Annotated in this window: 7 protein-coding genes and 2 pseudogenes; 7 read left to right on the forward strand and 2 right to left on the reverse strand. The window is 44.8% G+C overall.

The genetic code is table 11. The features are described from left to right. Positions 1-777: HlyD family type I secretion periplasmic adaptor subunit (locus BCT49_RS17050; protein WP_133151662.1), on the forward strand; the 777-nt coding region annotated here is incomplete at its 5' end. An 89-nt stretch (positions 778-866) separates the two neighbouring features. Beyond that, positions 867-2960, forward strand: a pseudogene (locus BCT49_RS17055) (type I secretion system permease/ATPase); the annotation flags it as partial. 229 nt (positions 2961-3189) lie between these two features. Here BCT49_RS17055 and BCT49_RS17060 read toward each other — a convergent pair. Beyond that, complete coding sequence (locus BCT49_RS17060) at positions 3190-4371, reverse strand: MFS transporter (protein WP_102436881.1); 1182 nt, start codon at positions 4369-4371, stop codon at positions 3190-3192. A 215-nt stretch (positions 4372-4586) separates the two neighbouring features. Beyond that, complete coding sequence (locus BCT49_RS17065) at positions 4587-6602, reverse strand: hypothetical protein (protein WP_102436883.1); 2016 nt, start codon at positions 6600-6602, stop codon at positions 4587-4589. Positions 6603-6844: 242 nt separating this feature from the next. Between BCT49_RS17065 and BCT49_RS17070 the strand changes: the two genes are divergently transcribed. The 5 genes and pseudogenes from BCT49_RS17070 to BCT49_RS17090 form a co-directional block, all read left to right on the forward strand. Further along, entirely contained in the window at positions 6845-11704 is a 4860-nt protein-coding gene (locus BCT49_RS17070; RefSeq protein WP_102436885.1) for a DUF1566 domain-containing protein, read from the forward strand. A 71-nt stretch (positions 11705-11775) separates the two neighbouring features. Continuing rightward, a complete protein-coding gene (locus BCT49_RS17075) occupies positions 11776-11955 on the forward strand; it encodes a Flp family type IVb pilin (RefSeq protein WP_102436888.1) in 180 nt (59 codons plus the stop codon). A 30-nt stretch (positions 11956-11985) separates the two neighbouring features. Next, a complete protein-coding gene (gene cpaB, locus BCT49_RS17080; RefSeq protein WP_102436890.1) occupies positions 11986-12867 on the forward strand; it encodes a Flp pilus assembly protein CpaB in 882 nt (293 codons plus the stop codon). Beyond that, entirely contained in the window at positions 12860-14257 is a 1398-nt protein-coding gene (locus BCT49_RS17085) for a type II and III secretion system protein family protein (protein ID WP_102436892.1), read from the forward strand. The genes cpaB and BCT49_RS17085 overlap by 8 nt, the downstream gene beginning before the upstream one ends. A gap of 7 nt (positions 14258-14264) precedes the next feature. Further along, positions 14265-14643 (forward strand): annotated as a pseudogene (locus BCT49_RS17090) (CpaD family pilus assembly lipoprotein); the annotation flags it as partial.

Consider the following 14643-nt stretch of genomic DNA (forward strand, 5'->3'; position numbering starts at 1 on the left):
TCTAAGCGGAGAAGAGCCATCCAGTTAACCGAAAATATTAGTCAGAGACTTGCGGCACGAAAAACGTTGAATCAAATAAAAGTCATTGGACACGTAGAGTATCTAGAGCAAGAAAAAGAGCTGCTGGAAGTTAAGCGCCAAGTGTCGCAACAACGAGCTGAATTAAAGGTTCTAAAGTCGCAATATCATAGTCTTGAAGAAAGGCTGACGGGGTTCAAAGCACAAAAACACAGAGAATGGCTCGAAAAAAGAAAACAAGCGAAATTGCAATTAGGGGGTTTAGCTCAGGAGTTGTCTAAAGTTCGTGAGCGTGAACAGTTAGAAATCATCCGTTCCCCTGTCGATGGTACGGTTCAGCAACTCAGTATTTACACGCTAGGAGCAGTACTTCAACCAGCACAAAATTTGATGATTATTGTCCCTGAAAATGCAGTACAGCAGGCGGAAATACAAATTCTCAACAAAGACGTAGGTTTTGTTTACCCTGGACAGTCAGTGACAGTAAAAGTAGATGCATTTCCATACACTCGTTACGGTACTATCGAAGCGGAGCTATTGAGCATTTCTCGTGATTCTACTACAGACGAACGCTTGGGACTCGTTTTCCCAGCCCAAGTTAAGTTAATGAATAACAACATCTTAATCAACGGTAAAAGCATTGAATTGACACCGGGTATGTCTGTAGTTGCGGAAATAAAAACAGATAAACGTCGTGTTATCGACTATCTACTGAGCCCAATACGCGAATACCAAGCAGAATCGCTAAGAGAGAGATAAGTATGGATATGACCTTATCAACAACGGGAAATAGCGTTTCTACCACTCAAGATACTTCTATCAATCAGGACGCTTCTATCACACAAGATAATTGCGGAATCGACGCCGTCGTTTATGCGGGTAACTATTTCCACAAAAAGTCGACCAAGACACAGCTCAAGCATGCTTTAGGCGTCAGTCATTCCAATTTAAATGACTTGGAAATAAGGGAAGCTGCAGATTATATTGGCCTAAAAAGTCAAGTGACGAGAGTAAAATCGAACGAGCTAAATACCCTCCCGCTGCCCGTTTTAATTGAAATCGACAATAGTTGGAAAGTGCTAACTAAATCAGCTGATGGCCCCTTTGTTTTATATGACCCAGCCACTCAATTGGAGCAGCAGAGTGAGCTTAGTCCGAATAGTCACTCATCAACGTACAAGGTAATGTTGGTCGCGGATGAAAGACTAAGTAGCAAAGAAGTGAAATTTGGTCTTAGCTGGTTTGCCCCCTCTATTTGGCGTCAAAAGAGCCAAATGCGAGATGTGTTTTTTTATGCTATTGCCCTTCAAATATTCGCACTTGTCAGCCCGATGTTGTTTGAAAATGTCATCGATAAAGTGCTAGTCGGCCGCAGCTTATCCAGTTTACATGTGCTCGCCATAGCGATGCTTGCTCTTGCCATTGCAGAGCCAGCATACAGTTACTTGCGTAATACCGTATTTGGCCACCTCGCAAGTCAAGTAAATGCAGAGCTATCAGGACGCCTTTATCGCCATTTAGTTGGCCTCCCCCTCAATTACTTCAAGCAGCGTCAGACGGGACAAATCATTGCTCGAGTTCGTGAAATGGCTCAAATTCGCCAGTTTTTGACCGGTTCGACGTTGATGTTATTGCTCGACCTCATTTTTGTTACCGTCTTTCTTGCTGTTATGTTCCATTATGCCAAGACTCTAACTTGGCTAGTAATCGGTTCACTTTTTATCTATTTCTTACTTTGGCTTATTGCTGGCCCAATAATAAGAAAAAAAGTGGAATCAGAATACGAATCGGATGCCGATGCCACGACCTTTCTAACGGAAGCGGTAACAGGCATTGAAACCATTAAAACCACAGCTACTGAACATAGATTTTTACATCAATGGCAACATATTCTCAGCCAGCAACTAAACCGTAGCTTTGATGCTCAAAAATCAGGACTTATTGCAGGGCAAGGCATTGGGCTAATACAAAAACTGACTGCGGCACTGCTCCTGTGGTGGGGAGTCAGCGAAGTACTTAACGGTGAGCTCACTCCCGGACAATTGGTGGCCTTCAATATGTTAGCCGGCCACGTGACTCAGCCGGTACTTCGACTTGCGCAAATCTGGCAAGACTTCCAACATACTCTTATTGCACTAAAGCGAGTGGGCGATATTCTTGATGAACCAAAAGAAAATGGAAAACAAGGGTTAGCTTCTGTTCCTGAACTCAATGGAGGTATCGAATTTAGTAACATTCGCTTTCGTTATCACGAAGACTCTCCCGAAGTGTTGGCCAACTTATCGTTAGAAATAAAACCGGGCCAGTTTATCGGCATCACCGGGCCGTCAGGCTCAGGAAAAAGTACCATCACTCGGCTATTGCAACGTTTGTATGTCCCTCAACATGGTCAAGTATTGGTAGACGGTATGGATCTCGCGATAGCCGACCCAATTTCGCTACGTCGCAACATGAGTGTGGTATTACAAGAAAGTATTCTCTTTTCTGGGAGCGTTGCTGAGAATATCCGCCTAAGTCAGCCTCAAGCTACTGATGAGGAAATGCGCAATGCTGCGCAGCTTGCTGGTGCTTTGGAATTCATTGAAGGACTTCCCCACGGTTTTAATCAGCCCGTTGGGGAAAAAGGGGGGTCTTTATCTGGCGGCCAGCGTCAACGCATTGCGTTAGCAAGAGCCCTACTCGTGAACCCTAGGATTTTACTTCTTGATGAAGCAACATCAGCACTCGACTATAACTCTGAAGCGGCCATCATGAGTAATATGGAGGAGATCTGCCAAGGACGAACCGTAATTAGCATCGCACACCGCCTTAACACCATTCGTCATGCGGATAACATTCTTGTTCTTGACAAGGGCCAAGTCTGTGAAAGTGGAACTCACAATGAATTGGTGGAGAAAGAAGGGCTGTATGCAAAACTATGGAAGCAACAAGTAGGCACATAGTCTAATACTTAGATTCTTTCCTTAAAAACAAAAAGTTACATGTGAAAGGCGAGAATTTACCAAATAAAGACCATTAATGAGCTGTAGCCACTCATTGAATCATGAAATTATCAGGTAACACTTTGCATTAAATTATCAGATAACCATTTAATGCAAAGGTTTGACTGGAATAACTTAAGCCTCTGAAAACGAGCTTCGCGGCCATTTGGTTATATCAACCATAAAAACTTTAGCGCCAGCTAAACATTCGAACTTCGTTGCCCTCTTCAGGCTTCTTGGGGATATTTAAAGACAGCGCCAAAGAAACCGCCGCCATCACTGCACCAATGTAGAAAACCGTTGCGGGAGACGATAACCAAATCACACCAAACGCGACTGGAATAACAACCGCTGCAATATGGTTAATGGTAAAAGAGACACCTGCGGTTGATGCCATATCGGCAGGGTCTGCAATTTTCTGGAAATAGGTTTTGATAGCCAATGCCAACGCAAAGAACAGATGATCGACAACATACAGCGCGGCTGCCCACTCCGCTGTTTGTACTAAAGCATACCCAACGAACACACCAATCAAACCCACATATTCGAAGATCAATGCCTTACGCTCACCCACGACACCAATAAATTTACCAATGCGTTTTGCGAACAAGAAGTTAAACAGGTAATTGATTAAGAACAGTAGTGTTATGTCAGCAGCCGAGTAACCGAACTTCTCTACCATCAGGAAGCCTGCAAACACCGTGAAGATTTGTCTTCTTGCGCCACTCATAAACGTTAGCGCGTAGTAGAGCCAGTAACGCTTCCTCAGCACCAATTTCTTATTTTGCTGGGTCTTAGTTTGAAATTCAGGAAAACCAAAGGTCATCACCAATACCAGAATAAAACCGATGCCTCCGGTAATACCATACACCCATGCAAAATCAAGCTTGAGCTGTTCTAACATCACCCAAATTGAGCCATAAGTGATTAACGAGGCCAGTGCGCCAACGGAGATCATCTTACCTAACATCTCTGGCGCTTCTTCTATACTCAGCCATTGCAGTGACAGAGACTGCTTCAGCGTTTCAAAATAGTGAAAACCCGTCGACATCAAAACCGTAGTCAGCAACAAGCCTGTTAGTGAAGGGAATAAACCGGTTATCGCCGTGCCCACGGTCAGCATCGCCAGCGATATCAACATAAAGCGTTGCTCTCGAATGAAGGCTAAAACAAACACCACGGTAAACGCTAAGAAGCCTGGGATCTCACGAACACTTTGCAGCAAACCAATATCGGCACCGTCAAAGTTCGCTTTCTCAATCACGAAGTTGTTAAGGAGAGCCATCCAGCTCGAAAACGCGATAGGGACAACAATTGAAATCAGTAATAAGAAGTTTTGCGGCGTTTTCCAGCTCGCTGTTGATGCACTCATGACAGCCAAATCCTAAATAGTAATCCAGTATCATACTCCGGTTTTATGGCGATTAACAAATGATTAACTTTTGTTTTCTAGTGTTCATACAGAGCATAAATACATGCTTCAAAGAGATAAGCAAGAGGAATGAGTTGTTGTGAAAGATAGGAGGGGAGAATAAGAAAGCAGGAATAAGAAGGGAGCAAGCCTCCCTTCTTTGAAGCAATAAATCGTTAAAGGCCTTTATAGAAAGTTAGCCATTCACCTCGTTCTAAGCCGCTGACGTGCACCCCAGAGATGCCACTTGAAGTTGTCGCATTGGTCGGAGAAAACGAGAGATTTACGTTTTTGAATTTATCGGAGATTTCACTTGCTGTACCCGTTTGAGAAAGAATGTAGCCCAAGTTGGTTGAATTCCAATTTGAATTACCGCTGTCTTCCCACTTTTTGAGGAGCTCTTTGGTCACCAACTGGCTGCCAACCTTGAGAGCCGGGCCGCTGATATTTCGGAACTGATAATAGTCCGCCCCCGAAGAAGTTAACGCAATCACCTTATCTTCTAACACATACAAAGACTTGATGGCATTGTTACTCAGAGACTCTGTTACAAGTAAGCTTCTCGTCATGTTATCAACGATATAAAGAGAACTTGCTGTGGTAATAGCACTGGTTTTTCCGTCTCGCGATGTCGCTATCTTGCTAATAGCAGGATCAACGGTCAGCTCCCCAAGTACGGTTTGTTGTATCGAGTTAGACACCCACTCAACCTTATTGCTATCCAACCCCAACAATATCTGCTGATTCACGACAATATTGGCTGTTTTAAGGTTTAACTTATCAATCGTCATCTTAGTGGATAGGTTAGAGGTGTCGATAACTTCTGCAGCTAAATTACTGTTTGAAAAGTAATTCTTATAAACAATTAATGCTTCACTTTCGTCATAAGATGACATGACTTGCGGCGAAGAAGCTTTCAATGCGTGACTCCAGCTTTTCATATCAAGCTTATTAGCACTTAGCAATTTGAGTTCTTGCTGTGAGTATATCGAGCTTCCGGTATTTTTAATCGCCAGTAACGAGCCACTTTGTAACAGAGGAACCACTGCTGCGAAGTTATCATTGATGCACGACTCACTCGATTTAGGTGGAACGGCGGGATTAGGTTTTGGAATGGGTGGAAGCGTACCTCCACTGCGACTGCTGTATGTATCAATCGCAAAAGCCTTCACGCCAACATTGTTGTTATTCGAGCCATTGAGGCTCGTGAGGAAAACACCATTAGCGCCTTGGCTATTACAAATATCACTCGATGTGGGTGAAACATAAGCAGTCGGTTTGTAAACCTTATAGGCCTGAACACCATTTAACGCAGGAACTAACTGAATGATTTCACTCGAGTCGACCGGTATTTCTCCGCCTCCAGTACCACCTCCGTGATCGTAATCATCGTCGTCATCATCATCGTCATCATCGTCATCATGGTCGTCGTGATCGTCATCGTCGTCGTGTGAACGGATACTAACCAGACCAGAAACCGCTTGAGATGCTGGGTCACTATCGATTGTCACTGGCTTATTGCGTGAAGAGCTATCAATTTGCATAACCACATCATTCGCCGTTAAAAACACAATCTGGCTGCTAGCTGGATTCAGAGCTATCGACTTCGCACCAGACAATTGCGGTACCGATTGTGAACCGCGAACAACTAAAGAATCTTCAATTTGTAGATGCCGAGAAACCGTACCAGCAACATCAATATTAGATAAGTCTAAAGTTTTATGCTCTATCATCAAATCAAGAGCATGAGCAATATTGGTATATGAAGACTGCTTACCGTCACTTTGCGCCTTTTTCAGCGATTTTAACAACAGATTTGATAGATCTTTAGACCCATGAGTTGAGTCCAGCACACCAAAATTGATGCCAACATGATCGCCTAACTTACTTTGAAGCGATGCTTTTGCTTGTTCTACATCGTTACTTACCGTTGGGTTAAACATCATCTCGCTATGAATCAAAGTAGTGAAAGGCGTCACCACTTTCATACCAGGGGAAGCAGTCAAAATTGCACCATCATATTGCCTTTGCTGTGGGTATCCAGAAGCATCAGCAATCTGTTTCTCTTGATCACTGCATACGCCATTCAGATCTGCATCAGCGCAGACTAATGAATCTAGAAACGCATAGCCTGTAGCCGTAGACCCAACTGGGTTTTCGCTATCAGAACTGCCTCCACATCCTGAGACCATCAAGGCACTAGAGATTGCTAGTGACAATTTGCATATTAATAATTTATTGTGCATTTTTTCGACCGATTCACCTAGTTTATTATTGAATTAATAGTATTTAATTTGGCTATTAAATCACTTAACGAAATAAAAGATCAAATGATATTGATAATTACTATCATTTAAATTAATATCCTCCGCCTTTCTTATGGGTAATTTATAAATTATTTGGAGTTCAGGTGGTAAGAAATCCATACAAACTAATGAGTGTTTCACTCGTTTCCACAATGCTCATGGCTTGTGGCGGAGCAGAGTCAGATCCGAAGCTCAAACAGTCACAAACTAAGCCAAGTTCTCAGAATATTTCGGGCATAGCTTTGGATGGTTATTTACACAACGCGAAGGTTTGTTTAGACAGAAACAGCAATGCTATGTGCGACTCTGCTGATGGAGAAATTGCCACTACGGACGCCGAAGGACGATTCCAACTAGACGTCGACAATGATGTCGCCCAATACCCAATATTGGTTGAAGCGGTTGCAGGTGTAACCATCGATATGGATTCACCAAATCAGCCTATTGAATCCGGATTTACGCTAGAAGTGCCGAGTAACAATTCGAACGTGATCAGCCCCATGACATCTCTTATTGCCAGTGTGTCGAAAACCAGTGGAATCAGTTTTGATGAAGCAACCCAGCTTGTGGCCAGCGACTTAGGCATAGATCAACAACTGGCTGTTGGTGATTATTCCGCATCAAACTCAACGATAAGCCGCGAAGTACACATGTTTGCGCGCGGTGTTACTCGTGTACTTCAGGAAGCGCAAATGGCCTCTGTTGATGCAGGTGTCGACCAAGTCAATGCTCGAAAAGGCTCTATGTACAAGCTGGCAGAGCTTGATTTAGCAGAATTTAAAGCCAAGACCGATTTGCTGTCTCATGGCGCATCAGGAACCGATAGCGCATTGAAGCAACTTGGTAAGGAATACCGAGATCAACTCAAAGTTTCCCAAGAAGACATCGATGGCAATGAAATCATCACTAGGCCACCAGCGCCTAAGCATGGTCAAGTCAATGATGCCTCAGACACCTTTGATTGGCAGTTTGTGCGTGGCTTCAACCAGAATACAGATTACGAATACTCATTGGATTCAGGGAAAACTTGGACAACGGTAATTCGTAAGCCGATTGTTGTAGGAAAACTGGCGTTCGACAAAGGAGTCGTTCAAGTTCGAGTTGCCGCGTCTAACGTTCGTAATACCCCTGCCGGAAAGCCCATGCTTTCAGACAAAGCGTTTACGCTAACGACAGTGCCTGCTGCTCCAGCTTGGATTACGGTGAATAACGCGATCAACCAATTTGATTGGGCATTTGTCGACTCGTTTAATGAACTGGGTTTGTATGAATATTCATTAGATAACGGCTCAAGCTGGACGCAAGCGACTGAAAAGCCTCAAGACATTCAAGACCTAGATATCCCAGTTGGACATCTAAAAGTTCGTGTAGCCAAAGATGACTCGCTAGGTCACCCAACGGGATTAAGTTCAGCATCAGAACAATCGATGACGGTAACCCCAGGCCAACCCGTGCAACCAGTACTAGATTTTGCTAACGACAGCACCAATCAAATTAATTGGCTTTGGGTCACGGGATACAATGCTCCATCTTTCTACGAAATTAATCTAGGCAATGGTTGGCAGGACGTAACCTCACTGCCGTATCTTGTGGGCAATGTTTCACTTCCTGCAAACACGATTTCGGTTCGCGTTAAGTCAAATGCACTGGATGCTCGCCCCGCGGGAGTTCCGTTGGTTATCAGCTCTGCGTTCACACGCTCAGAAAATCAACCTGTCGCACCAACCTCACCGATTGTTGACGATGCAGAAAACACATTCGCATGGACGAACGTTGAAGGATTCACGGGGAGTAACTCCTACGAATACTCTCTCGATAGAGGCATTACTTTTACCTCTGTAACTAGCAACCCACAAACAGTCCCAGATGAGACGTTTTCTAAGGGGCAGGTCTGTGTGCGCGTAAAGGCAGAATCGGATCCTCTACATGATCCTAGCGAAGCGCTGTGTTCAGACAAGCTTTACTCAGTTACTCCTGATAAGCCTGCAGCACCTACATCACCAATATCTCACGATGGGTTAGACACATTTGATTGGTCATTCGTTACCGGGTTTTCAGAGGTAACAGATTACGAGATCAATGCACTTAGCACGGGTTGGACAGTGGTTGCTACAAAACCATATCAGCTAAATGACCAAGCTTACGCTATCGATTCAATCCAAGTACGCGTTAAACGAGATCCGATTACGGGTCGTCCTAGTGGTTCAGAGTTGACGAACAATGTGGCGTTTACTGTTCGTCCGTCAGCGCCAAGCGCCCCGACGGGTCTGATGGTTAACGACGCAGACAACACGCTCGATTGGACATACTTCGGTGAATTCACTCAGCCCGAGCACTTTGAAGTAACACTCGACTCCGGCTCAACTTGGACAAAAGTAACCGCTAAGCCTGTAGTCATTGGCAATGTAGACAAGAACATCGCTGAAGTGCAATTACGAGTAAGGCAGAACCCAACTAATGGTATGCCTCATGGCACATCAGCATTAACAACAGAAGCCTTTACCAAAGTGTTTGAAATCCCGGCGCCAACCTCGCCTGAAATTGTAAATACTTTCACAGGCAGTAATCCAGTCAACACAAATGGATTTCAATGGGCTTACCTAACCGCCAACGTTGATGGTCAATCTGTTCGCTTTGATGAAGCCGAATACTATGAGTTCACCAACGACAAAGGCCTGACCTGGCAACCTGTTGTTTCGATTCCTCAATTTATTGGCCCAGAAGCGTACGACAAAGCCAATGTCGGTGTTCGATTAAAAAGAAATGCGAAACAAGGTGTATCAAACTCAATCAGTGACACCCTTTGGGCTACAGCGGCGAGTAGTCGCTTCACGGCATTAAAATTCGTACCGATGAAAACCCGTTCGCAAGCCGCTAATTTTAGTTACAACGGAGCATGGAATACGTACTCGCTCAATTGTATTGCTGAATACGATGATAAAGGACAAGGGGAGCCGAGGTTTTGGACGAAGCGATTCTCTTCAGAAACCGATACCGTCTTCGATAAAGTCGCACAACTGGATGATTGTGATATCGCTGGTTGGACGCTTCCAGACACCAATGAAGTGATTACGCTATCGCAACGAGATCCTGCAACACTGCCATCAAATCTAAGAAGTGGTGGTTACTTGGTATCGAATCAGTCAATGAATATATTAGCGGATAAAAATGGCGTCGCTGTCACTATCAACAAAGGCCAGGAATCTGTTGAGCAATATTATTCAAAATACGCATACGCTAAATGGCAATTGCCATCGGGTGCAGAGTTACTTACTGGTGTAGACAGCGCGACGACTGAAATAACCGCATTTTTGAGTACACAAGATACAAAAATTAACGCTACGGAGCTTTATTTAGAAACCTGGCTAACCGCCAATCAATCTAAGAGCAAAGGTTACGCTGCATTAGAAGCGGAAGCTCAAGCTAAAGTAGTAGAACTGCAGGCTTTGACCCAACCATGGGCAGATGATCTTAAGAACACAAAGCTAAAGCTAAAAGCTCTTGAGTTTCAGGCCTCTGTTGCTCAAAGCCGAACTGATGCTGAGAGCCTTGAATTCATTAACAAGGTAAAAGCGTATAAGGAGCAAGTCGCTAAATTAGAGCAAAACACCGTTGTACTAAGCGCACTAGTCTCTGGTTCTGAGTTTGCTCAAAAATTAGCGTTCATGCAGCAAAAATCCGTAACTCTATCCAGCTCGACCAACGCACTAAGCTCAGCGTCACTGGCTAAGGATATTCACCAGGCAAGTTTAGAACTATACAAGGCTATCTCAGATCTAGAGCATCAATACGGCATGGTTAATTCGTTCGCAAGTGAGCTGAATACATCAACACAATCGCTGGGCTCGGAGTTTGCCACTCTAACTACACTGTTCCAGAAGTTTATCAGCGAGATGAACACGACGGCCAAAATCCACAACCTAGTACAATCAAAAGTGCTAGCAAAAGATGGACTGAAACTGGCGAAAGACAATGGCTTTAGCGTTTCTCAAGCTGACGCAATGGTAAGCAGCCGCTTTGCTAAATTGGACGAGTTAGGCAACTACCTACCAAAAAGCACCACCTACCAACAAGGCTGGCGTTGTGTTGAAGACACCCAAATAGCGGGCAAACGCCGCGTGTGGACACTGCTCAAAGACGGCCGACCAAATGGTGCTGACGATCTTGCTTATGACGCTTCGGCCTCTGGTGTAGCAAGTGTTTTAGGCAGTAACGGCCTGCTAGAGAGCACTAATAATGCGAACTTATGTGGCTTCAATGATTGGAAAGTACCGGCGCTGTCTCAGCTACTTTCACTACAAACTAAAGCAATCTCTAGCTCAAACTCGACCATCACAATCGATACAGATGCATTCCCTCATCACCGAGGGCTGGATCCGGAGTATGACAAATCTAGCTATTACGGTGGCGTGACTTTTTACTACTGGTCGAATCAAGCAAAGGACACCAAACAATACATCACAAACTACAGCTCTGAGCGCAGCTACCAAGATGTCCGCCGTTCGGCAGTCGGTGGTACTGAAGATGCCGTCATCTTAGGGCGTCTGGTTAGAGAAAAAGCGACCACATACCAATACCTAGATATGCAAGGGAACGTCGTAGCCGATCGCCAAAATGCCATTTGCGCACAAGACACTGACAGCACCCTCGTTTGGCAACTGTTTACCAACGGAGACACTAGCCGTTTCAAGAAATACGTAGATGTAACGCCGTTAATTTCAACACGAAATACACAAAAAGTATGTGGCAAGACGAACTGGCGCTACCCATCGAAAGCAGAGCTATACGGGTTACTACCTATCAATTCCGATGTCTTTAAATTTAATGACGTGACTGGTGGCGGTTATTCCAACCATAGCTCCTATATCACTAGCGATGCCGCTCCTTATGGTCGTGTCCTCGGGTTGAATATGACAACGATGGATGAAAGAGACGTGGGTACTCAAAGTTACGACGGCCGCTACCTATACCGACTCGTTGCCAAATAGGCAATCAAAACACCTTTATTAATGACTACAGCAGCCTCAGCTGAGGCTGCTTTCATCTAGGAAATAACAACATGTTTAATAAGAAAAAGCAGCGCGGCGCGGCCGCTATCGAATACGCAATCCTCGCAGCAGCAATGTCAGTGGTTTTACTCAGTTTTGTAGGTGGCGAGAATGGTGATCTAACCGAAGCCATTACTGACGCTTACGAAACTGTCGTCGTTCAGCTCAAAAACGCTCAAAAATCAGAATAAGCCCGTTTACCGTAAATTAAAGGAATAGTTATGACTGCCAAGCGACTCATGTTGCTGTCGTTATTTTGCTCGGTGCTCGGATTGTCCGTTTTACTGTTGAGCCAAACCAATAGCGAGTCTGCGACCACCTCTTCTAAACAAGCCGCTAAGCAAACGGTCAAAGTGCTGGTTCCAACTCGTACGATTGAGATAGGCCAAACCTACACGCCAAACTCGTTTCGATGGAAAGAAGTTCTACAGCAAGAGTTAGAGAACTACATCGACCATGTGACACCGGAAGATATTTCAGCCAACCACACGATGTCAGGGCTTGCACGCACCAAACTCGTCAAAGACTCAATATTGTCGAAAGCGGACATTTCCGAACCCGAAGGTGGCTACTCGCTCTCATTGAAGTTGCAACCAGGCTATCGCGCGATTTCAGTCCCTGTCGATCAAGTCACGTCTAATTCAGGCTTCATTGAGCCGGGCGACCGAGTGGATATTCTCCTACTCGGTTCACAAGATGGTGAGCTACTTCGTTATGGCAATTCATCTCAAGGACTGTACGTTACAACGATAGTTCATGATGCAAGAGTCTTGGCATTTAATAACAAGCAAACGGCAGAATCTTATCAAAAGGCTCGGGAATCGAATGGTTTCGAAGATGGTATCCCTGACGACAGCAGTGTCTCTTTAGAGGTAACTCCCGAACAAGCAAACCAAGTGGTACTTGCGAAACAATTAGGAAAGTTAACGCTTGTATTGCGTGGGCAAAACGAGGCTCAAGATCAACCTCAACACGCAAATGCAGTGACGCTGAAAGTCATTTCTCCAGACACAACTCAGGTATTACCTGACGTGGGATTGGTGGAATTTAGAGCCGACAATAAAACGGTTAAAACTAATACTGGAGCTGATAACAATGGCTAATATCTGTCGTTGGTGGGGTGTTCTCCTGCTCTCAAGCCTATGTGTCTCTTTTGCATCTGCAGCATCAACATTTGATGTGACGATCAATGAGGCAAGAATGATTCACTTACCAGAAAAAGCGAAATCCATTTTCATCTCGAGCACCCATATCGCTGATTACCAAACCTTGACCAATACCAAGGTGATGATATTCGGTAAGCGAGCGGGCAGCGCTACGATCACCGTTTTGAATGAACAAGAACGCGTGATTTATACCAATAAAATTCGCGTGACACACAACAGCCGCGAGTTCAATGAACTGGTTAAAAACAAGTTCCCAGAAGCGTCAGTCAACGCGGAATCTCTGGGCGGAAAACTCTGGCTTAAAGGTCGTGTTCCCTCTCCGATGATGGCACACAATATCGTGTCGCTCGCGAAAGGCTATTTATCCCCTATTGTCGGTTCTACCGAACAACAAGAGAGCTCGAATTCACAGGGAAACAGTAACAACAGCAGTAATTCAACCAATCAAAATCAACAGACTCAACCCAATGATGATGAGCTGATCAATCAATTGGTTGTCACCATGCCAAATCAGGTCAACATTCGTGTAAAAATCGCGGAAGTCTCAAGAAATGTATCCAACAAGTTGGGCATCAAATGGGGTTCAATCGCCGGTGGTGTGGGGCAATTTTCGTTTTCAAAGCTGCCTAATGTCAGTAGTTGGGGCAAGCCGAGCATTACTGCTCTGATTGATGCGCTAGCAACCAACGGCATGATGTCTGTGCTTGCTGAACCTAACTTGACCGCGATGTCAGGTGAAGATGCTGAGTTTTTGGTGGGTGGACAAGTTCCCTTACCACTGATCACGGCTGACACCACTCAAATCGAATACAAGGATTTCGGTGTGAAACTGAACTTCACCCCAACCGTGCTCAGCCAAAACCGTATCAGCTTAAAAGTGAATCCCGAGGTCAGTAACGTCTCAATCGAGAGCCAACAAGTGATACACGGAACTAACTTCCCTTCTTTTACCACTCGTAGCGCCTCCACCACCATTGAATTGGCGAGTGGGCAGAGCTTCGCTTTAGGCGGGTTGTTGAAATCAGAAGACATTGAGCAACTACAAAAAGTCCCACTTATCGGTGAGATACCAGTACTCGGTAGCCTGTTCCGCTCGACTGAATTCACTCGTAGAGAAACAGAGCTGATCATCATTGTAACGGCTTACCTAGTTCAGCCAACTCGTTCGGACTCAATGCCACTCCCAACCGATGGCTTAATCCCGTTGAGCGATGTTGAACGTTTACTGGCATGGCCAAGGATTCAACAAAAAACATCAAACAATAAAGCGACTTACACCGACAACCAGAAGCCTCGCTTACTGGGTGACAACGGGTTCTACTACTGAGGACATCATGAACAAATTATCCTTATTACTGCCCGCTCTCATTGCGCTTGCGGGTTGCGCGCCAACGCCTACAACCCAACAACCTTCTGTGGATGTGGTGTCCGTGACAAACAAACTGACTTTAACACTCTCGGGCAAAACGTTATCGGACCAAGAGAAAGATGACATCTCTGATTTTATTGCTCGTCGAGGCACGCTATCCAACTTAATGGTTAAGATTGAAAATACGACTCAGAAAGGAGCAAGCCAAAGCGAAAAAGTTAGGCTTCATCTGATCGAGTCAGGGCTCTACCCTTCTCAAATTTCAGTATCGAATCCATCAGCACAAGGTCAAGGTGATCTCACGATTTTTCTTGAATCTTATCGAGTGAAGTGGTCAAGTAAAA

Origin of the sequence: Vibrio lentus, assembly GCF_002875945.1 — a bacterium.
In the GTDB taxonomy this organism is placed as follows: domain Bacteria; phylum Pseudomonadota; class Gammaproteobacteria; order Enterobacterales; family Vibrionaceae; genus Vibrio; species Vibrio apostichopi.

Coding starts and splice junctions, on each gene's coding strand:
- BCT49_RS17060 (WP_102436881.1), bottom strand. CDS start 4,371: ATGAGTGCATCAACAGCGAGCTGGAAAACGCCGCAAAACTTCTTATTA.
- BCT49_RS17065 (WP_102436883.1), bottom strand. CDS start 6,602: ATGGTCTCAGGATGTGGAGGCAGTTCTGATAGCGAAAACCCAGTTGGG.
- BCT49_RS17070 (WP_102436885.1), top strand. CDS start 6,845: ATGAGTGTTTCACTCGTTTCCACAATGCTCATGGCTTGTGGCGGAGCA.
- BCT49_RS17075 (WP_102436888.1), top strand. CDS start 11,776: ATGTTTAATAAGAAAAAGCAGCGCGGCGCGGCCGCTATCGAATACGCA.
- cpaB (WP_102436890.1), top strand. CDS start 11,986: ATGACTGCCAAGCGACTCATGTTGCTGTCGTTATTTTGCTCGGTGCTC.
- BCT49_RS17085 (WP_102436892.1), top strand. CDS start 12,860: ATGGCTAATATCTGTCGTTGGTGGGGTGTTCTCCTGCTCTCAAGCCTA.